Raw genomic sequence first — 18,799 nt, 5'->3', positions numbered from 1 at the left:
CTCCTTTAGTGGGCCAGTCCGACAGAACGGACCTTGGGTTGAAAAACTTTGGCATGCAGCGACGCACATGCGGCGCTGATTTCTGAGTCGGAAAACTTGGCAAGACGCCCCGGCTTTTTGCGGCCTGTGACGATTTCTAGAAATTCGTCCTGGCCGAGGAATTCAAAGGCCAGCGCTACGCTTGCACCAGCGGTATTCGTCAGCCAGCGCACAGCGCGGGTGACCTCAGCCTTGACGGTCTGGACAGCCTGTTTTGAGCGCACCTTGACGCCCTCTCCTTCGGCGTATTTGCCGTGCTCTGCCAGCATCTTTTGATGCCAGTCCGAGGCACCTGCAAAGAAGTCATCAGCACGACGCAGCATGTCTACTGGCAAGTCGCGGAGCTTGTTGCCGTAGCGCAGTTCCACACGCTCCCAATGCGTTGCATCCAGCTCGCCGAAGAGCTGCACGCCCTTTTCGTAGACGTTGGTTTGCTTGCCCGCTTCCTTGCTACCGAAGTAGAAGGAGCGACCGCGACCGCCATCGACCCATGGGCCAACGGTATTGGCCTTGGGCCTGCGACTATTCACATCCATCAGGCCGGCGTGCCAGTCATCGCGAATGCGCTCCAGGCCACCCCTGATGCCGTCGAAGAAGTCGAGGGCGTAATCAATGCGGGTGATTTTTCCGTTGACCTCTTCAATGAGGTTTGCCATGCGGTGGCGCCAGTCACCACGGGCGAAGGTGCACGCCGAGCCGTAGACATTGGCGTGAATGGTCTTGGCTTGGGCTTGCTGGCGTGGACTTTCGCCCGAAGCCAGGAAGCCAACCCATGCGCATTCCGCGTCATTGCGCACGATCGACCACCGGAAGCGGTAGAAGTCATGGCCCTTTTTGACTTCGGGCTCAATGCTGAAATCAGGGCCCAGAGCCTTGCAGACCTTTTGCGCCAAGGCATGCGCTTGAGCACTGGCTGCAAAGTCCTGGTCTGGCATGTCGCGCAGGATGCGCAACAGCTTCATGCGTCGGTACTGCTCAATATCCAGCTCAGCGATGCTGCGCGGATTCAGGAGCGAGTCCTGTACAGGCGTGGGGAACAGCACTTCCAGCGTGGGGAACGGTGCATGTTTCAGGTCTGTGGTGAAGCGCAGCCAGTCAATATGCACAGCGCCTGAGGACTTTGTGCGCTCGGCCTGCAAACGCAGCTTGACCTCATTGCCATCGAGAACCAGAGAGGGGCGTGTCATCAGCGCTCCCCTTTCTTCTGGAGTGATTCACGCGATCGCAGCCCTTCCCAGACCAGAAGACGCAATGCAGACTCAAAGGAACGAGACTCGAACCGAGCAACAGCTTTCACACGCTCGGCAATTACTGGAGTGAGGCCGACTGAGCGTCGAACAGTGAAGCGCTTTTTCACAGGCTCACTCCCTTGGCAACGATCTCCCCGTGATTACCAACGGGGAGGGTTTGAGCTGCGCCCAGCGCAGCGGCGGCGGCGCTCCGCTGGCCTGCCGCCGCTTGCGCTTGGGCGCCGGCTTCACGCTCACGCGCTTGCAGCACGAGGTGCAGGTTTTGGCGGGTCAGGAAGTCGGCAATGGAGCGCCATTCGTTCTGATTCCGGCTCATACGATCACCCCAGCCAAAAAGCAAAGTCCCACAAGGACGGAAGAGACAAAAAGCACGGGAAACATGCGCGCGGGATCCAACAAGACCAGACAAAGCGCAGCCGCGAACGCACAGAAAACCAGAATCTGCATGCTCATGCGCAGACCCCCAGCAGCTTTGTGACGCTCAGGCCCAGGGCCGCAACATTCAAGATCACCGCAACGAGCTGGACAAACAGCAGCTCAACGGCGTAGCGTTGAGCAAAGGCGCGCAATTTGGTGCCCCCAGCGCCGACACGACCGGGAGCGGCCAGGCTATCGGCAGTGCCTTTTGTGGCGCCGGGGACGTTATCCGGGGAAGTGTTTTGAGACATTGGCCGCTCCTATGTGGGATTGGCCGGAGAATAGTTAACGCACCGAAAACCGTCAACGTAGCGTTGACAGGTTTATTTTCACAGTGTTGACGTTTTCAACAAGAAAACTACATTTACCCCATCACGAATCACATGGAGCAGTCATGAAAGCCTACGAATGGATTGAAATCTTGAAGGCAAAAAAGGGCTGGGAAAGCGACTACAAAGCTGCTCAGGAGCTGGGTTTGTCGCGTGCTGCACTGAGCAACTACAAGAGCGGAAAGCGCCAAACTTTTGATGAGCCGGCAGCCGTCAAAGTGGCCATCTTGCTTGGCGAAAAGCCGGAAGCACTGGTGCTGGATCAGTTCGCAGAGCAGGCCAAAACACCAAGCGTTCGCACTGCCCTTTTGGCTGAGGCGCGCCGACTCTGTATATTATGTTAAATATCATTCCAATAGAGCAATCTACCAACCCTTGTTCATATACAGCTCCAAACCTGCTGGCAAAATAGTGACCATGCGATTCCTCCACACGATGTTGCGCGTTGGCAATCTCCAGCGCTCTATTGATTTCTACACCAACGTCATCGGCATGCAACTGCTGCGCACGTCCGAGAATCCCGAGTACAAGTACTCGTTGGCCTTTCTTGGCTTCGAAGGCGGTAACCCAGGCCAGGCGGAAATTGAGCTGACTTACAACTGGGGAACCGAGAGCTATGACATGGGCACGGCTTACGGTCATATTGCTCTGGGTGTGCCCGATGCCTATGCCGCCTGCGAGAAGATCAAGGCCGCCGGCGGTAATGTGACCCGTGAGGCAGGCCCCGTCAAAGGCGGCAGTACCATCATTGCTTTTGTGACGGATCCTGATGGCTACAAGATCGAATTAATACAAAAAAAGTCAAACGATTACAGCGAAGAACGCCACTCAGACGCCAAAAAAATCGATCCGCTACGCAGCGCGTAGCAGGTGAGCAATAAAAAAGCCTACGCGAGTAGGCTTTTTTCTATCCAGTGATGGAAGGCCTGCAACGCCCGCGACCACATGCGATTTTTCGAGAATCACCTGGATTCCGCCTGACCGAGGAACTGTCACTGGCTTGCGTCACCAACGGCTAGGAAATCGTTGACCGCACGCTCGAGATCGAACAAGACGAGACGCACGTCTACAGCATTGCGAAATACATGCAGCTGTTTGTCTTCAGAGTCATTGGCAATGGATGTTGTCTCTACCTATTTGGCCGTTGGCATGGCGAATTCCGCGCCTTTGCCAATGCTCTCGGGCCAACGCTGCATGACGGATTTCTGTTTGGTGTAGAAGCGCACCCCCTCCTCCCCATAGGCATGCATATCACCAAACAGGCTCTTCTTCCACCCCCCAAAGCCGTGCCAGGCCATGGGCACCGGAATGGGTACGTTGATACCTACCATGCCAACCTGGATACGCCGCGTGAATTCCCGAGCCACATTGCCATCGCGGGTGAAACATGCAACGCCATTGCCAAACTCATGCTTGTTGACGAGTTGCACTGCGGCGGAGAAATCAGCGACTCGAACACATGACAGCACGGGGCCGAAGATCTCTTCCCGGTAGATGCTCATTTCCGGCTTAACCTGGTCGAACAACGTGCCTCCCATCCAAAAGCCGTTGGCGCACCCCTCTCCGGCAGCAGCGCCCAGGAAGGTACGGCCATCGACGAGCAGTTGTGCCCCCTCCTTAACGCCTTGTTCGATATAGCTGCTGATACGCGCATGCGCCGCAGGAGTCACGATGGGGCCCATCTCTGCCGCCAAATTGGTGCCATTGAGCACTTTCAATGCTCTGGTTCGTTCCACCAATCTGGGCATGAGCTTGTCAGCGACGTCGCCTACGAGCACTGCGACAGAGATGGCCATGCAGCGCTCCCCCGCTGAACCATAGCCTGCACCGATCAGTGCATCCACTGCCTGGTCGATATCGGCATCTGGCATCACCACCATATGGTTTTTGGCACCTCCCAGCGCCTGCACGCGCTTGCCATGGCGCGCACCGGTTTCATAGATGTAGTTGGCGATCGGGGTAGAGCCAACGAAGCTCAGCGCCTTCACGCCAGGGTGCTCCAGCAGCGCATCTACAACCTCTTTGTCTCCTTGCACAACGTTGAACACGCCGTCGGGCAAGCCCGACTGCTTCAACAGATCGGCGATAAACAAACTCGGGCTGGGGTCAATGGGGCTAGGCTTGAGCACGAAGCAATTGCCGGCGGCAATGGCCACGGGAAACATCCACATGGGCACCATGACGGGAAAATTGAAAGGTGTCACACCAGCGACGACGCCAAGTGGCTGGCGCAGAGTCCAGTTATCAATACCGGTACTGACTTGATCGGTAAAGTCGCCTTTGAGGAGTTGGGGAATTCCACATGAGAACTCGACGATATCGATGCCCCGTGCCACCTCGCCTTGAGCATCAGTGAAAACCTTGCCATGCTCGGCCGTGATGAGTGCGGCGAGTTCGTCCTTATTGCGATTCAGCAGTTCCAGGAACTTGAACAGCACGCGCGCGCGACGTATGGGCGGGGTGTCCGCCCACCGCGGAAATGCAGACTGCGCAGCAGCAACGGCAGCCTCCACGTCCTGAGCCGTACCCAGACGCACCTGGCGGCTAACGGCGCCGGTGGCGGGGTTGTATATGGGTTGCTTACGCGTGCTGTTGCCAGAGATGTGAGCGCCGCCTATGTAGTGGGCGATTTCCGTTCTGTTACTGATGTCAGTCATGGTGAAACTCCTGTTCGGTGGAAAAAGAAACCCGTCGAATGACGAATGCCTGTGTTCAGAAAGACTCACACGCCAGCGTGCTTTCATTGGCTTCGATGACGATGTCGCGCAAGCCGAAAGGATGCGGATGGTGTAAGAAGTGCGATGTGGCGATCTTTGTGCTCAGGAAGGCCATATCTATCTTCTGGCGCGCCAACATGACCTTGCTGGCAGCAGCGGACACAATGCAAAGCTCATGCTGGCGCTGTTGAGCATTTCCGTGCATGCCGCGCCGATGCTGGGCAGACCTTGGCCGCCAAAGGCGGGGGGCTGCAACCCTCTTCCATCGACTGCAGCTAAGCCCATTTGAAGCCGGGCAAGGTGCTCACCGAGCCATCGGCCAAGGCAGCGGGGTTTTGTCCCCCAGCTGCATTCAGCGGCGCGATCACTATCTGGGTGAATTTGGCGCAGGCTTGGGCCGTCTCCGGCATGACTTCTTCCAGCCCCTGCAGTCGCGCGGTTGCGTCTAGCCAAGCAAGTTCCTTCATGCAAAACAGCATGTCGTCAATGGGGTCTTGGTAAGTCATGTCCTTGCTTTATCTTCCGTACGTTCAATGAGATACAGAGGCAATGCCTACGGCGGTTTCCGCGCGCACCTCCTGCGCAGGAAACCCAGCTTTGTCCTGCGCGGCGCGCGGTGAGCGGTCCATGATGGATACCACGACGATCACCACGAATGCCAACGGCATCGAAATCAGTGTGGGGTAGTCATAGGGAAATACCGGCGCGGCAAAATGGAAGATGCGCACCCATACCGCAGGCGAGAGCACTACCAAAGCAAGAGCCACGCTCAGCCCTACCAGGCCACCGGCCAAGGCACCACGGGTCGTCAGGCTGCGCCAGTACATCGACATGAGCAACACTGGAAAGTTGGCGGATGCAGCGATGCTGAAGGCAAGGGCCACCAGGAAAGCCACGTTCTGATCTCGAAAGAGCAGGCCCAGCACGATGGCTACCATGCCGATGCCAATGGAGGCCAGACGGTTCACGCGCATGGCCTCACTGGGGGAAACACGGTCGTTCTTGTAGACCTTTGCATACAGGTCATGCGCAATAGCGGAGGCACCGGCCAGTGTCAATCCACTGACCACCGCGAGAATGGTGGCGAACGATACGGCAGCCAGCAGGCCGAACAGCAAGTTGCCGCCCAGCGCGGTCGCCAGGTGCATGATGGGCATATTTGAGCCCCCCAGCACAGGACCGCCCACCTTGCCGTCCACGTAGAATGCGGGGTAGTTCGGCAGGATGGCCATTGCACTGAGACCCAGAAAGCAGATGATCACAAAGAACGCGCCCATCAAGCCTGTGGCGACGAAAACCGATTTGCGGGCCGCGCGCGCATTGGGCACGGTGAAGAAACGCATCATGATGTGAGGCAGGCCCGCAATGCCAAAGACTAGGGAGACGGCCAGTGACAAGCCGGAGATCGGATTCGCCATGAGCTTCCAGGGCCCTTTCATCGCTTCGCCAGCCTGATGATTGTTGGCAGCAGCCGCCAATAAGGACGAGAAGTCGAAATTGAAGTAGCGCAAAGCAAGCACCATCAGCACGATGCCGTTGCCCAGCATCAGCACGGCCTTGATGATCTGCACCCAGGTCGTTGCAACCATGCCGCCGACAACGACATACACCATCATCAGCAGACCAACGGCAATGACGGCATAGGTGTAGTCGATGCCAAACAGTAGCTGCACCAACTGTCCGGCGCCAACCATCTGCACAATGAGGTAGAACAGCACCACGGTCAGCGAACTGATCGCGGTGAAGATGCGCGTACTGCGCTCATCCAAGCGGTAGGAAACGATGTCGCTCAGCGTATAGCGCCCCAGGTTGCGCAGGCGCTCAGCAATCAGAAACATGATCATGGGCCAGCCCATGAAGGCACACACCGCGTAGATCAGCGAGTCGAAGCCGTTGGAGAATGCCAAGCTGGAGATACCCAGCAATGTGGCTGCAGACATGTAGTCGCCCACGATTGCCATTCCATTCTGGGTCCCAGTGATACCGCCACCTGCAGTGTAAAAATCCGAGGTGGAACGCGTGCGGTTTGATGCCCAGTAGGTGATGCCTAGCGTGATGGCGACAAAACCAGCGAAGATCAGGATGGCCTGCGTATTCATGTTTGCAACCCCGACAGCAGCCGCGTGCACTGAGCGTCGAAGCGTATATTAGCAATGTGGATATAGATGCCCGTTAGCCCCCATGACAACGCGATCAGCCCGGTGGCGCATGCCACGCCGCTGGTAAGCGTTCCCTCGCGGTTCAAAGGCACGGCCAGACTGGCAGGCGACATCACTGCAGCCAGAATGAAGGCCATACACAGTCCCAGGCACACGCTGGCAAAGGCAAATGCCACGCGGCGGCGCTGGGTTTTGAGTTGTTCGTAGCCAGGGTGGCCGGGCAGCCGCCGGCATATTTCTTCATTCGATAGCATGCTTGTCTCCGTTGTTGTCGCGGGTCGGCAGGCGACCAGAATCAGTGGCCCAGTTGCACCTTGTGCGCCCTCTTGTTGACGAACTCGCCCAGGCGCTGCTGTACGTCATGCCCCTGCTGGATCATGGCCATGACCAGCCCTTCGGTGAACAAACCATCCGTGGCCGACATGTCCGCAATGCGGCTGATGGCACTGACGATGGCGTAGTTGGACAGCGCCGCGTTGCCAGCGATCTTTTTCGCCAGGGAAAGTGCCAATTCAGAGGCTGGTGCATCGCCCTTGGCGGAGTCGCAGACGTAGTGGGCCAGACCGAGTTGACGGCCTTCGTGCGCATCGATGACCCGGCCCGTGAGCATCATCTCAACCATGCGGGGGGCGGAGATGATGCGCGCCGTGCGCACAGTGGCACCGCCGCCAGTGAAGATGCCACGTGTGCCCTCGGGCAACGCGAAGAAGGTGCCGCTGTCGGCCACACGGACATGGGCCGCGCTGGCAAGTTCCAGCCCACCGCCTACTACGGCGCCTTGCAAACAAGCGACCACAGGGATGCCGCCATGCTGGATCTTGTCGAACGCGCGGTGCCAGCCCTGACACACGCGCATGAATTCAACGCCGCTGCGCTCCTTGTCATGGTGCTCCTTCAAATCGAGCCCGGCACAGAAATGCTCACCCTTGGCCATTAGAAGGACGACGCGGATATGGCTGGGAATAGCCGAAAAATAGGCATCGATGGCCGCAATCGCTTCCTCGTTCAGCGCATTGCGCTTGTGCTCCATGTTCAGGGTAACGATGCCGACGTCGTCCTGCTCGGATGTCAGCAAAAGAGGGGTAGACATAGAAAGAACTCCTTGCAAGCGGTGAAATGGGTAACGAATGGGGATAGGGACGGATCACGTCGCCAGCGCACGCAGCGCTGTTTTCTGGATCTTTCCGGTGGCCGTCATCGGCATGTGATCTATGAACACCACCCTGTCGGGAATGGACCACTTCGCCACACGCCCTTGGTAGCGCGCAAGAATCCGTTCGGCCGACCGCTCCGCGCCCGCCTTAGGCACGACGAACAGCACCGGGCGTTCACCCCACTTTTCGTTGGCCTCGGCAATGCAGGCTGCCAACTCGACACCGGACTCTTCCATCGCGATGTTTTCAATCTCTATGGATGAGATCCACTCTCCGCCTGACTTGATGACATCCTTGCGGCGATCCGTGATGCGCATGTAGCCGTCCGCATCCATGCTGCCGACGTCTCCCGTACAGAACCATCCGTCTTCGATCGCGGGCTCATTCTTGCCGTAGTAGCGAGAGATGACCCAGTTGCCCTGAACCATCAGGTGCCCAGTTGAAACTCCATCGTGGGGCAATCGATTGCCAGCATCGTCCACCACCTTGAATCTCGCACCAAACAAGGGCCGCCCCTGCGACGCCAGCACCTGCAGGGCTTCGTCGCCAGACAGCGACGCATGCTGGGGAAGCAATTGGCACACCGTTCCCAGGGGGGACACCTCCGTCATCCCCCAGGCATGGCGCACCGAGACATTACGGGCGCCAAAAGCCGCAATCATGTGAGGCGGGCAGGCCGCGCCACCGATGAGGATGCGCTGGAGCGTGCTGAAGGCTAGTCCGTGGCTTTCGGCATGGTCCAACACGCCTTTCCATACAGTTGGAACGCCGGCCGACAACGTCACCCCTGCTCGCTCGCACAGAGCGTACAGGCGCTCCCCCTGCATGTTCGATCCCGGCAAGACAATCTTGGCCCCGGACATCAAGGCTGAATACGGCAAACCCCAAGCATTGACATGAAACATGGGCACCAATGGCATCACGGCATCTCTGGCCGAGATGGCGACGGCGTTGGGATGGCTGGACGCGTAGGCGTGCAGCACAGTTGATCGATGGGAGTACAGTGCCCCCTTCGGCGCTCCAGTGGTGCCGGACGTGTAGCACAGCCCACACGCGGTATTTTCATCAAAGACCGGCCATTCAAAGCCACGGGTGTCGTTGCCAAGCCAGGAGCCGTAGTTGTCCCCAGCGCTTCCTCCACCTGCACCTTCGCTCAACAGCACCCAATGCGCCACTGACGGGCACTGAGGGCGCAAGAAATCGACCAACTCTGTGAATTGCGCGTCGTAGAACAGAACGGTGTCCTGCGCATCATTGATGATGAAGGTGATTTGCTCACGACTCAGCCGCGGATTAACCGTGTGGCAAATCACGCCGATACCAGCCGTGGCATAGTAGATTTCCAGATGGCGATAGGTATTCCATGCCAATGTCGCCACCCTGTGACCTGGCTGTACTTCATGCCGCGTCATGCCGATGGCCAGATCCATCGCTCTTTCACCGAATTCACGGTACGAGTACGTGTGCAACCCACCATCGTCAAGTGCCGTTAAAATCTGCTGATCTCCGCTATTTTCAATGGCATACATTAGGATTGAACTGATAAGCAGCGGCATGCGCATCATGTTTCCAAGCCGTTCCATGTCGTTGTCTCCTTTTCCTTTATTCAGAGAATAGGTACAAGGCGCTCCCCATCCAATTGCCAATGGCGACTTGAAACATGCAAAAAGTGACAATCGCACCAGATCCCCTGGAATGGCCTCAAGCGGATGCAGAGGATGGCAGAGGTACCTCGACAGCAACTGTTTCACTCGATTTGGTGCAGGATCTGCTGCAAAGCCTGCGGGCGCTTTGCTCCGAACAAGCTTTGGATCGCTGCCTGAAAGAGGCTGGAATAGTCAAGGAATTCATCAGCCACCCTGGCGCTCGGCTCACACACGATCAGCTCGTTGGGCTTTATCAGAAAAGCGCTGGCGCAACGGGCGATGAAATGATGGGTTTATGGAGCCGCCCCATACGAACTGGCTCCCTGAAATACATCATCCGGGTGCTCATGGATGCGCCCACAATCGATGTGGCGCTATATCGCTTCACACAGTTCTGGAACCTGCTGCTGGACGACTATCGCTTGAATTTTGGACAAGCTGAAACCACACTGCGCCTGGACCTGATCCCCCGTTCACCCGAGGCGAGGGTGAACCGCTTCGGCCACGCACTGATGTTGAAGCTCACGCACGGCATCGTTTCATGGCTCGTCGGCCGGGAAGTTCCTGTTTACAGCGTGGGGCTCGCATTTCCGCGTCCCTCCTTTGCCGCCGACTATCCGATCCTGTTCCCGGCCCCCATTGATTTCGATGGCAAGCACTCGCAGATCACCTTTGGTGCCGAGCTAGGGAAAATCCGGCCCGTACGCAGTGCTGCTGACGTACGGACCTTTCTTGCACGAGCACCCCGCGATTGGATTTTCACCTCCTACCACGAACACGCTATACGGCTAAAAGTGCGCGAGTTGTTGCACGCAGATCTGGGAAGAACGCTGGACGACGTTTCAAGCCGACTGCACATGTCCTCGCGAACATTGATCCGCAAATTGCAAGAGGAAGGTCTGTCCTTCCAGGGCATCAAGGATGAACTGCGCAGGGACTTGGCCATCCTGAACCTTGTACGTAACGACGTTTCTCTGGCTGAGATCTCCTATGCCCTGGGCTTCAGCACTCCTGCTGTTTTTCACCGCGCCTTTCGTCACTGGACGGGTATGACTCCGGGCACATACCGGACTGCGCAGCGAAGCATTTCCCAAGTAACCAAGCCATGACGTCAGCCATGCAGTCTTAAGCCCGCCACTGCGTACCGTTGTGGCCTGTTGTCCCAACCGCTGTTAGAGAGCAGGCTTTCACAGTGTGAATCTCATGTCCGCATCGAGCGGCAGATGGAGCCCACCAGAGAGCCCGGTGCAGCACCAGCAGATGCAGGCCACACACTGACCATCAGTTACCAGGCGATGGACGATGGTCCCGACCGTATTGGCGGCAATGTCCTTGGCGATCTGTGCCAGTTCCTGATTTTTCAGGCCTGAATTGACTACCTATCGTCCAAACATGGGTTTTCAGTTATTGGCCTGCACTCAAGACTCAGTACTCCAACACCAATCAGGAGACAGGCAATGAGTGACTCGGTTCTGGAGCAACTCCAGCAGCGTTTGCAGCATCTTGAGGATATTCAGTCGATACAGGCTTTAAAGGCCCGGTACTTGCGAGCCTGCGATCAGAAGCAGCCGAATGCCATGCGTGAGTGCTTTGTGGAGCATGGCGCAGTCATCGAGGCCGATGGTTTTCCGGCTTTTACGGATCGCGAAGAATGGGTGGAAACCTTCACCAGGCTGGCGGTTGCCAACCCGTCCATCCAGGACATGCACCACGGCCACAACCCTCAGATCAGCTTTACGGGAGCTGATAGTGCGAAAGGCTTGTGGGATCTGGAGTTCTGCCAGATCAATGTCAAGGAACGCACCATCGTCAATCTCTCAGGTCAGTACAGCGATGAGTACGAGCGCATCAACGGGTGCTGGCAGATCCGTTCCATGCGCTTTGCGCGGAGATCGTTTGTCATGCGCCAGGTCGATGGGGGCGGCATTGAAAGAGTCATTGCCCTGGGTAAGCCTCCGGCAACTGGATTCATTGAAAACAACTGATCCTTGCTCTGCTGCAAATACTAAAAAGCCCGATACAGCGAATGCCATATCGGGCTTTGTGCAAGAGAACTGGGTTTATCAGTCGGCCAGAATCACTTCCACACGGCGAGCTTCGGCGTTGGAGCCATCCGCCTGAGTTTGCTCGGGCTTCTTCAGCTCGACCTTGTCTTCAGCCACGCCCAGTGCCACCAGGGCGGCCTGCACGGCTTGCGCACGTTGCTTGGCCAGTTCGGCGTTGATTTCAGCACTGCCGGTTGCATCATGGAAACCGGAGATCACAGCGCGCTTGCCTTCGGCCACTCCCTTGACCACATCGCTCAGCGCTTCGTTGGCGCCAGCGGCCACTTCCGCCTTGCCCGAGACAAAGTAGAACTTGACCACACCGTTTTCCACGATCACGCGGGCAGTTTCTTCAACCACCACCACAGGCACGTTGGTCGCGCTGGGTGCGGACACGGCTGCTTCGGCCTTGGGAGCATGGGAAATGCCGCGCTTATAGACGACGGTGCCGACGACGGTGGAGACAACCAGAGCGATCAGGGCAAACAGAAAACCCAGGGCAAAGCGTTGTTGGCTATCGTCGTCAGAGCTGTTGAAGGACATGAATGAAATCTCCGTATTTGCGGGTGATTATGAAAGTACGAAACCTGTATTCATGACGCTTTGCGGCCGGCTACATGCTTCAGGCTCACAAAGCGACAAAACCAGGCATTCTAGAGGTTTGCCGTGAAACGCCCTAATAGCGGCTGCGGCTGCAATCGCAAAAAAGATTCAAATCTCGGACGTTTCACTGCGGGAAAGCGTTGCTTTTACGCCTTCGCGTGCGTACAGGTGCACCGACGGCGCTCCCGCGCGTTATATATCAAAGTCAATTCAGTCCTGAATCCGGTTTGAGGAGTTTCCATGTCCGCCCTGCCCTTGTTGAACCATTCCATGCGTGATGCCGACCAGATGCTGGAGCGGGCTCTGGCGCAGTGGGGAGGCGATGAGGATTTGTGGATTTTTGGTTATGGCTCCCTGATCTGGCGTCCCGAATTCGACTTCAGTGAACGCCGTTCGGCCCATGTACATGGCTGGCATCGTGCCCTCAAAATGTGGAGCACCATCAACCGTGGCACGCCCCAAATTCCAGGCCTGGTGTTTGGCATGCTCTCGGGCGGCAGTTGCCAGGGCATGGCCTTCCGTATTCCGCGCAACCAAGGCGATACCGTGATGCGCAAGCTTTGGCTGCGTGAGATGCCCAATGCCGTTTATGACCCGCGCTGGCTGCCTTGCCGCACGCCGCATGGTGCCGTGAGGGCCCTTGCATTCACGCTCTCGCGCCAAAGCCCGCACCACACCGGCGAGCTGGCGCCGGATGAATACCGGCGCATCTTCTCTCAGGCCCAGGGCATATATGGCACAACGCTGGACTATGCACAGGCCACTTTTGAGGAGCTGCAACGACTGGGCATCGACGACAAGGCGCTCAAGCGCTTGCTGGCCTATGCGGACTTCCAGCAAGCCAGCTGCCCATCTGCTGCTGCTATTTGAAACGTAGCTAACATCGCTCTACTGTATTGGTCTGCAGAGCAAGAAAGCTTGAAATTCTGGCGATCCGGGGCACAATGGCCTTTTGATTTCGGAAAGACTGCCATGTTCCCCAACCGTGTTGCCGCCCTCTTTTCGCGCCCTGCCTGGGCAGGTTTGACGCTTGCAGCAAGCTTGGCCGTGACAGCCTGCTCCACGACCAGCAACACGGCCGCGCCCTCTTCTTCGGAGACGACTCCCGCAGCAACTCTCAACAAAGGCGTTCAATCGATTGCACGTCTGGAAGCCACCAAGGGCAGCCAGGTAACGGGCACTGTGCAGTTCTTCCCACAGCCTGACGGTAGCGTGCGAGTAAAAGGCCGCGTGGAAGGGCTGGCGCCGAATAGCGAGCACGGCTTTCATGTCCATGAAAAAGGTGACTGCTCCAGCGGCGACGGCTTGAGCGCCGGTGGCCACTTCAACCCTGGACAGCAGGCGCATGGCAAATTCGGCGACAGCAAGGCCCATCACATCGGTGACCTGCCCAGCCTGGATGCTGATACCCAAGGCGTGGCGACTATCGATTTTGTGAGCAAGGAACTCAAGCTGGATAGAGGCAGCAACGGCATTCTGGGTCGATCACTGATCGTGCACAACGATCCGGATGACTACACGACCCAGCCCACCGGCAATTCAGGCGCGCGCCTGGCTTGTGCCGTGATCGAGCGCGGCGCTTAAGCCTGCGCTCGCCTGAAAAATGAGTAGCGGGCGTGCATTTCAAGGACCAGGCCAGGCAGCCGGAACCGGGGCTTGTCTGATAGACGAACTCGGCAAATTCAAAGGCTACCGCGTCAGGCCCTCCCTCAGGGGCTTCTAGACAATCAAGAATTGCGCGCCTGCCAGATCCTGCGCGCCTCTTCCAAGGCCTGCACGGTGTCCACATCAAGCACGCAGCCTATGTCATCGCAGTCCCAGCGCCGCAGACGCTGATTCTCCGCCGCGTTGCGCACGATGGAGGCTGCGCCCAGATCGCCGCTAAGCTCAGCAAGTTCCTTCGCAGCTGCACGACTGAAAGCCACAGGATGGCCCTTCTGGCCCTGATAAAAAGGTTGGATCACACGCAGCTCACGACTCTCCAGCTGTGCCAGCTGCAAAGCCAGTTGTTGCAGCGTGCTGGCTTGAATCAAGGGCAAATCTGCAGGCAGGACCAGCCAGCCATTGGCGCCGGCTGTGGCCTTGACGGCCGCCGCAATGCTGTCGCCCATACCGGGGTGCGGCCCGCGTTCCAGATACCAGGGCAGACCGGAGGCCTGCACTGCAGCCAGAGTGGTCTGTAAAACGGTTTGTTGGCCCAGCATGGCTTGAAGCTTGTGGCTTGAGCCGCCTGATGCGAAAAATCGATCGCCTCTGCCCGCAGCAAGAACCAGCACGCAAGGCTGACCTGGAGCGATTGAGGGAGCGCGCAAAACTTCTTGATTCATATTGCTGTCGAGCATAACGCCGGCTTTGGCTGCGCGGCACAATGTGAACATGAGCAGCCTATCTTCATCCATTGCCGATCTGCGCAAAAGCTATGAACGCGCAGAGCTGAGCGAATCCGCTTCCAACCAGAATCCCCTGCAGCAGTTCGACCAATGGCTGCAGGAAGCCGTGCGAGCCCAGGTGCCCGAGCCCAATGCCATGACTGTGGCGACCGTGAGCGGTGACCTGCGACCCAGCACGCGTATTGTGCTGATCAAAGGTTATGACGAGCGTGGCATTGTCTGGTACACCAACTACGACAGCCGAAAAGGCCTGCAACTGGCGGGCAATCCATTCGCTGCCCTGCAATTTCACTGGGTAGAGCTGGAGCGCGTGGTGCGCATCGAAGGCCGTGTGGAAAAGGTCAGTGCCGAAGAAAGCGATGCCTACTTTGCCAGCCGCCCGCTTGACTCCAGAATTGGGGCCTGGGCCAGTCCACAAAGCCAGGTCATCAGTGGCCGCGGCGTGCTGGTGGCCAACGCCGCCAAATACAGCGCGCAGTTTTTGCTCAACCCTCCCCGGCCTCCCCACTGGGGCGGTTTCCGTCTGGTGCCCGAGCGGTGGGAATTCTGGCAGGGACGCAAGAGCCGGCTGCATGACCGCCTGAGCTACCGCCAGGAAGGTCAACACTGGATTCGTGAACGACTGGCGCCCTGAGAAATGGGAGGGCGCAGCGACGGAAAGCGCCCTCCTCGCTGATTACTTTAGGCTTGCGGTTGAGTGAATGTATTCTTATTGGTAGTGATGAATATTTCATGTAAGTTACATTAAAATCATCGCATGCAAGATATAGACATTCCGGATCTGCAGTCACCAGACCCATCCACTCTGCCAACAGGAAGCCAGCTGTTTCGCGACTGGCTCGAGCATGAGGGCAGCAAGAGTTGGGATGCGCTGGATACCTCTCCTGACGGCAACTATGAAAAGGTCTGGCAGGCCTGGTTGATGCATTTGTCCGGGCAGGCACCGATCTCTGGCAAGGAGCGCCCTGCGCGCAGGCAACGTTCTTCAAAGCCCTGGCATCAGGCAACCGAGCTGGATGTGCAGAGCTTCTTGCAGATACGCGATGGCCAGCGTGCGCACCACCACCCAGAACGCAAGATCAGTCCGGTCACCCGCCGCCGCTACTGGCGGCTGCTGGAGCGCATCTACGATCATGCGATGGAGCACGGCTGGATCAGCGCCAACCCAGCAACCGGTCTCGAGCCGGCTGAACGCCCTCCCTCTGAGGACGGCAAGGGCCATTGTCTGCCTCCCCTGCTCTGGCAGTCACTGCCAAGGCACTTTCCCAGCGCCGACGGCTATCAGGACGCACGCGACCGCGCCATTGTGTTGCTGCTCTACGAGCTGGCTCTGGCCCCCGAGGAAGTGCGCTGCCTGCTCTGGAAGAACCTGCTTTCAAGCGCCGATCAGGTCTGGCTTGGCAGCTCGGAGAGCATTGCGAACGGAGAGTCGCCCCTGCCCCGCCACCTGCAGATAGAAGGCGGTAGAAATGCTCAGCAACGGCTGCTTGAGCTGCCCGACTCCGTGGCTCAGGCCCTGCAAAGCTGGAGAAGATTCAGCGCCGCACAGCGCGGGCCGTCAGTGATTGACGGCAACCATATCGTTTTCTATTCGCGCCGTGGCGGCGAACTGTCGGTACGCATGCTGTTCCATGTGGCCTCGCAGATCATTCAGCGCGCCCATCAGGCCCAGCCCGAGGACAGCCAGAAATTTCCGCTGCAGCGCGTAGGGCCGCAGGTCTTGCGCAACACGGCCATCGTGCAATGGCTGCGCGCCGGCGTGCCCGAATCGGAAGTGATTGCCAGGATCGGCGTGGACAGCACACGTTCCCTGCGCCATTTGCAGCACTATCTATAGCCACGGCATCCGACCCTGGCCCAGACCTGGGCCAGATGCTGCTTAACTCAGCTGAAGCCGGATCAGAAATCCATTCTCAGACCGACCACCAGATTGCGACCCGTCAACGGGGCTGCACTCTTGATGAACGAGGTTGCAGCGTAGGCCAGACGGTTGGTGAGGTTCTGGCCCTTGACATAGAACTGCCACTGGTTGCCGCCACTCTTCCAGAGGTAGCTCGCGCCCAGGTTCAGCATGCCGTAGCCCGGCGTCTGGGTTTCATACTGAGCCGTGCGGTTCTGGCGCAGTACCTGGGTCCATTCGGCCATGGTGTCCCAGCCGGCCAGACGCGCGTTCACCCGCAAGCCGGCACGTAATGCCGGAATGCGTGGCAGCGCAGAGCCATCTTCCAGACGCGCACGCACGCCGTCGCCAAACACGCTCAGGCTCAGCTCGCGACTCAGGCGCTGGCTCAGCTGAGCCTCCCAGCCCGTAAAGCGCGCATTGCCCTGGGTGTATTGCAGCAGCTGCAACCCTTCGTGAGCATCCAGCGTGGCGCCGTAGATATAGCCCTTGATGCGGTAGTGATAGGCATTGAGCTTCCAAGTCGTATCACCGGCCGTCTTGGCCAGGCCCAGGTCCAGCGCCTGTGAGCGCTCGCGCGACAGATTGGGATTGCCGATTTCGTAGGTTGCCGTGGCCATGTGCAGGCCGTTGGCAAACAGCTCTTCGGCCGTGGGCATGCGGCTGCCGCTGGTGAACGAGGCCGATGCGCTATAGCCGGGCTGGAACTTCCAGGCCGTGCCCAGCGACGCCGAAGTGGCGCTGTGGCTGCGACGCTCGTTGCTCAGCTCGGCCTCCACGCGTTGGCGGTCGTGGCGCAAGGCTCCCTGAAAGCTCCAATCCTGCCAGCGGTATTCCTCCAGCAGATAGAGGCTGTGGCGCTGGGTATCCGTGGGCTGCACATAGGCCTCTTCGCCCGTGGCGCTGAAGCGGCGCTTGAGGGTTTGCAGACCCAGCGTGCCACGCCAGCCGGCGATGGGTTCATGCTCCATCTCCAGGCGCAGGTCATGGGCCTTGTTTCTGAACTGAGTGGCCACGCTGCCATCCTCGATCTCGTCGTGGCGGTAATTGGTCAGGCCCCCGCGCAGACGCAGTGCGGCGATGCCGGCTGTGGGCTTGCGCCATTCGCCGCGCAGATCCCAGCGCTCGCTGGTCAGATCGACCACGGGCACACTGCCGCCTTCCTCATGATCATGGTCGTGGTCATGCCCATCATGGGAGCCGCAATGCAGATGATCGCCATGTGCGTGGCAGCCTTCGAAGCTGTGCTGATGGCCTGGCAAGCCGTACTTGGCCTGCTGCCGCGTGTAGGCCAGGCCCAGATAGCCCTGATTGCCTACCCAGGACAGGCCCACGCTGCCCGTGTTGCCGCGGCTGAAGCTGCCCGGAACCTTGCTCTGGCCCCAGCCGCTGCCCACGCGATAGTCTCCCGCGTTGCGGGCCACGCCTTCGGCATGCAGCACCAACTGGCCGTTATCGTTCTTGAGCGGCGTGGCCGTGGTCAGGGAGAAGGCCCCGGCCGACATGCCTGCCGCCGTGCCGGCCTGCACCTCAGCCGAACCTTCCAGGCCCTTCTCAGGCACCCGGGTCGGAATCTTGCCGTCCAGCACATTCACCACGCCCCCCATGGCGCCGGGGCTGTAGAGCAAAGCTGAAGGGCCGCGCAGCACTTCGATCTGATTGGCCAGCAGCGGCTCGGTGGTCACCGCATGGTCGGGGCTGACCGTCGAGGCATCGAGCAACTCCGAGCCATCGCTGAGCACGGAGACCCGCGCGCCATCCATGCCTCGAATCACGGGGCGGCTGGCTCCCGCACCAAAATGGCTGGCATTGATGCCCGGCTCGGCCGCCAGGGTCTCGCCCAGGGTCGCGGCACGGCGCAGGCGCAGTTCCTCTTCACCGAGCACCTGGACGGGCGTGGCCATATCGCCGGCGGCCATGCCGGTCGCCGATACGGTCACCTCCGCTAGGCTGGACTCTTGCTTGGCCGCATCGGACTGCGCAAAGACCAGAGGTGAGCAGGCCAGCAGGCCCAGGCCTGTACCCAGAGCCAGCCCGCGCCCTGCCGGCTGCAGCGCTTCGATGGCGCGGGCCAGAGCCGACTTGGAAGAACGGTGCAAGGAATGGGCGGAAGAATTCAAAAAACGTTGAGACATCTCAGTTCCACAAAC

The 18,799-nt window shown here is 58.8% G+C and carries 22 protein-coding genes; 9 read left to right on the top strand and 13 right to left on the bottom strand.

Features of this window, described 5'->3' with window-relative positions:
- Positions 1-5 precede the first annotated feature (5 nt).
- From JAO85_RS03230 to JAO85_RS03220, 3 genes are all read right to left on the bottom strand, one after another.
- Positions 6-1,226, bottom strand: a complete 1,221-nt coding sequence (locus JAO85_RS03230; RefSeq protein WP_202787436.1) for a replication initiation factor domain-containing protein — start codon at positions 1,224-1,226, stop codon at positions 6-8.
- A gap of 166 nt (positions 1,227-1,392) precedes the next feature.
- Entirely contained in the window at positions 1,393-1,605 is a 213-nt protein-coding gene (locus JAO85_RS03225) for a hypothetical protein (protein ID WP_202787435.1), read from the bottom strand.
- Between the two features lie 133 nt (positions 1,606-1,738).
- Entirely contained in the window at positions 1,739-1,957 is a 219-nt protein-coding gene (locus JAO85_RS03220; protein WP_202787434.1) for a hypothetical protein, read from the bottom strand.
- Between the two features lie 143 nt (positions 1,958-2,100).
- Here JAO85_RS03220 and JAO85_RS03215 point away from each other — a divergent pair, with 143 nt between their 5' ends.
- Both JAO85_RS03215 and gloA read left to right on the top strand, forming a co-directional pair.
- Complete coding sequence (locus JAO85_RS03215) at positions 2,101-2,379, top strand: hypothetical protein (protein WP_202787433.1); 279 nt, start codon at positions 2,101-2,103, stop codon at positions 2,377-2,379.
- Positions 2,380-2,452: 73 nt separating this feature from the next.
- Positions 2,453-2,902 (top strand): lactoylglutathione lyase, encoded by a 450-nt coding sequence (gloA, locus tag JAO85_RS03210; RefSeq protein ID WP_039051062.1) that lies wholly within the window; start codon positions 2,453-2,455, stop codon positions 2,900-2,902.
- 266 nt (positions 2,903-3,168) lie between these two features.
- On the opposite strand, the gene JAO85_RS03205 is transcribed toward gloA, so the two are convergent.
- The 7 genes from JAO85_RS03205 to JAO85_RS03175 all read right to left on the bottom strand — a co-directional run bounded on the left by JAO85_RS03205 (position 3,169) and on the right by JAO85_RS03175 (position 9,648).
- Entirely contained in the window at positions 3,169-4,692 is a 1,524-nt protein-coding gene (locus tag JAO85_RS03205) for a CoA-acylating methylmalonate-semialdehyde dehydrogenase (RefSeq protein WP_039051008.1), read from the bottom strand.
- A 55-nt stretch (positions 4,693-4,747) separates the two neighbouring features.
- Positions 4,748-4,957, bottom strand: a complete 210-nt coding sequence (locus JAO85_RS03200; protein WP_039051009.1) for a hypothetical protein — start codon at positions 4,955-4,957, stop codon at positions 4,748-4,750.
- Between the two features lie 70 nt (positions 4,958-5,027).
- The gene (locus JAO85_RS25790) at positions 5,028-5,258 is read right to left on the bottom strand and encodes an acyl-CoA dehydrogenase (protein ID WP_039051010.1); all 231 of its coding nucleotides are present in this window, start codon (positions 5,256-5,258) and stop codon (positions 5,028-5,030) included.
- A 24-nt stretch (positions 5,259-5,282) separates the two neighbouring features.
- The gene (locus JAO85_RS03190) at positions 5,283-6,851 is read right to left on the bottom strand and encodes a sodium/solute symporter (protein WP_039051011.1); all 1,569 of its coding nucleotides are present in this window, start codon (positions 6,849-6,851) and stop codon (positions 5,283-5,285) included.
- Complete coding sequence (locus tag JAO85_RS03185) at positions 6,848-7,165, bottom strand: DUF485 domain-containing protein (RefSeq protein WP_237734676.1); 318 nt, start codon at positions 7,163-7,165, stop codon at positions 6,848-6,850. The genes JAO85_RS03190 and JAO85_RS03185 overlap by 4 nt, the downstream gene beginning before the upstream one ends.
- A gap of 41 nt (positions 7,166-7,206) precedes the next feature.
- Positions 7,207-8,001, bottom strand: coding sequence for a crotonase/enoyl-CoA hydratase family protein (locus JAO85_RS03180; protein ID WP_039051012.1), 795 nt, complete (start codon positions 7,999-8,001; stop codon positions 7,207-7,209).
- Between the two features lie 54 nt (positions 8,002-8,055).
- Positions 8,056-9,648 (bottom strand): long-chain-fatty-acid--CoA ligase, encoded by a 1,593-nt coding sequence (locus JAO85_RS03175; RefSeq protein WP_012838353.1) that lies wholly within the window; start codon positions 9,646-9,648, stop codon positions 8,056-8,058.
- Between the two features lie 176 nt (positions 9,649-9,824).
- Here JAO85_RS03175 and JAO85_RS03170 point away from each other — a divergent pair, with 176 nt between their 5' ends.
- The 3 genes from JAO85_RS03170 (at position 9,825) to JAO85_RS03160 (ending at position 11,696) form a co-directional block, all read left to right on the top strand.
- Entirely contained in the window at positions 9,825-10,820 is a 996-nt protein-coding gene (locus JAO85_RS03170) for an AraC family transcriptional regulator (RefSeq protein WP_034410196.1), read from the top strand.
- Positions 10,821-10,934: 114 nt separating this feature from the next.
- Entirely contained in the window at positions 10,935-11,081 is a 147-nt protein-coding gene (locus tag JAO85_RS03165; protein WP_164091402.1) for a hypothetical protein, read from the top strand.
- Between the two features lie 87 nt (positions 11,082-11,168).
- Positions 11,169-11,696, top strand: a complete 528-nt coding sequence (locus JAO85_RS03160) for a nuclear transport factor 2 family protein (RefSeq protein WP_012838351.1) — start codon at positions 11,169-11,171, stop codon at positions 11,694-11,696.
- Between the two features lie 78 nt (positions 11,697-11,774).
- Here the strand turns inward: JAO85_RS03160 and JAO85_RS03155 are convergent, their stop codons facing one another.
- A complete protein-coding gene (locus JAO85_RS03155) occupies positions 11,775-12,299 on the bottom strand; it encodes an OmpA family protein (RefSeq protein WP_012838350.1) in 525 nt (174 codons plus the stop codon).
- A 300-nt stretch (positions 12,300-12,599) separates the two neighbouring features.
- Here JAO85_RS03155 and JAO85_RS03150 point away from each other — a divergent pair, with 300 nt between their 5' ends.
- Positions 12,600-13,229: a gamma-glutamylcyclotransferase gene (locus tag JAO85_RS03150; RefSeq protein ID WP_012838349.1), complete on the top strand. Its 630-nt coding sequence runs from the start codon at positions 12,600-12,602 to the stop codon at positions 13,227-13,229.
- Between the two features lie 102 nt (positions 13,230-13,331).
- A complete protein-coding gene (locus JAO85_RS03145) occupies positions 13,332-13,943 on the top strand; it encodes a superoxide dismutase family protein (RefSeq protein WP_039051014.1) in 612 nt (203 codons plus the stop codon).
- A gap of 143 nt (positions 13,944-14,086) precedes the next feature.
- Here JAO85_RS03145 and JAO85_RS03140 read toward each other — a convergent pair whose 3' ends face one another.
- Positions 14,087-14,701, bottom strand: a complete 615-nt coding sequence (locus JAO85_RS03140) for an NTP transferase domain-containing protein (protein ID WP_039051063.1) — start codon at positions 14,699-14,701, stop codon at positions 14,087-14,089.
- A 34-nt stretch (positions 14,702-14,735) separates the two neighbouring features.
- On the opposite strand from JAO85_RS03140, the gene pdxH reads away from it, so the two are divergent.
- A complete protein-coding gene (gene pdxH / locus JAO85_RS03135) occupies positions 14,736-15,383 on the top strand; it encodes a pyridoxamine 5'-phosphate oxidase (RefSeq protein ID WP_041744111.1) in 648 nt (215 codons plus the stop codon).
- A 123-nt stretch (positions 15,384-15,506) separates the two neighbouring features.
- Entirely contained in the window at positions 15,507-16,586 is a 1,080-nt protein-coding gene (locus JAO85_RS03130; protein ID WP_202787432.1) for a site-specific integrase, read from the top strand.
- 62 nt (positions 16,587-16,648) lie between these two features.
- Here the strand turns inward: JAO85_RS03130 and JAO85_RS03125 are convergent, their stop codons facing one another.
- A complete protein-coding gene (locus JAO85_RS03125; protein WP_202787431.1) occupies positions 16,649-18,784 on the bottom strand; it encodes a TonB-dependent receptor domain-containing protein in 2,136 nt (711 codons plus the stop codon).
- Positions 18,785-18,799: the final 15 nt, after the last annotated feature.

Origin of the sequence: Comamonas sp. NyZ500, assembly GCF_016772095.1 — a bacterium.
GTDB lineage: Bacteria > Pseudomonadota > Gammaproteobacteria > Burkholderiales > Burkholderiaceae_C > Comamonas > Comamonas thiooxydans.
This window is presented reverse-complemented; position numbering and strand designations above follow the sequence as displayed.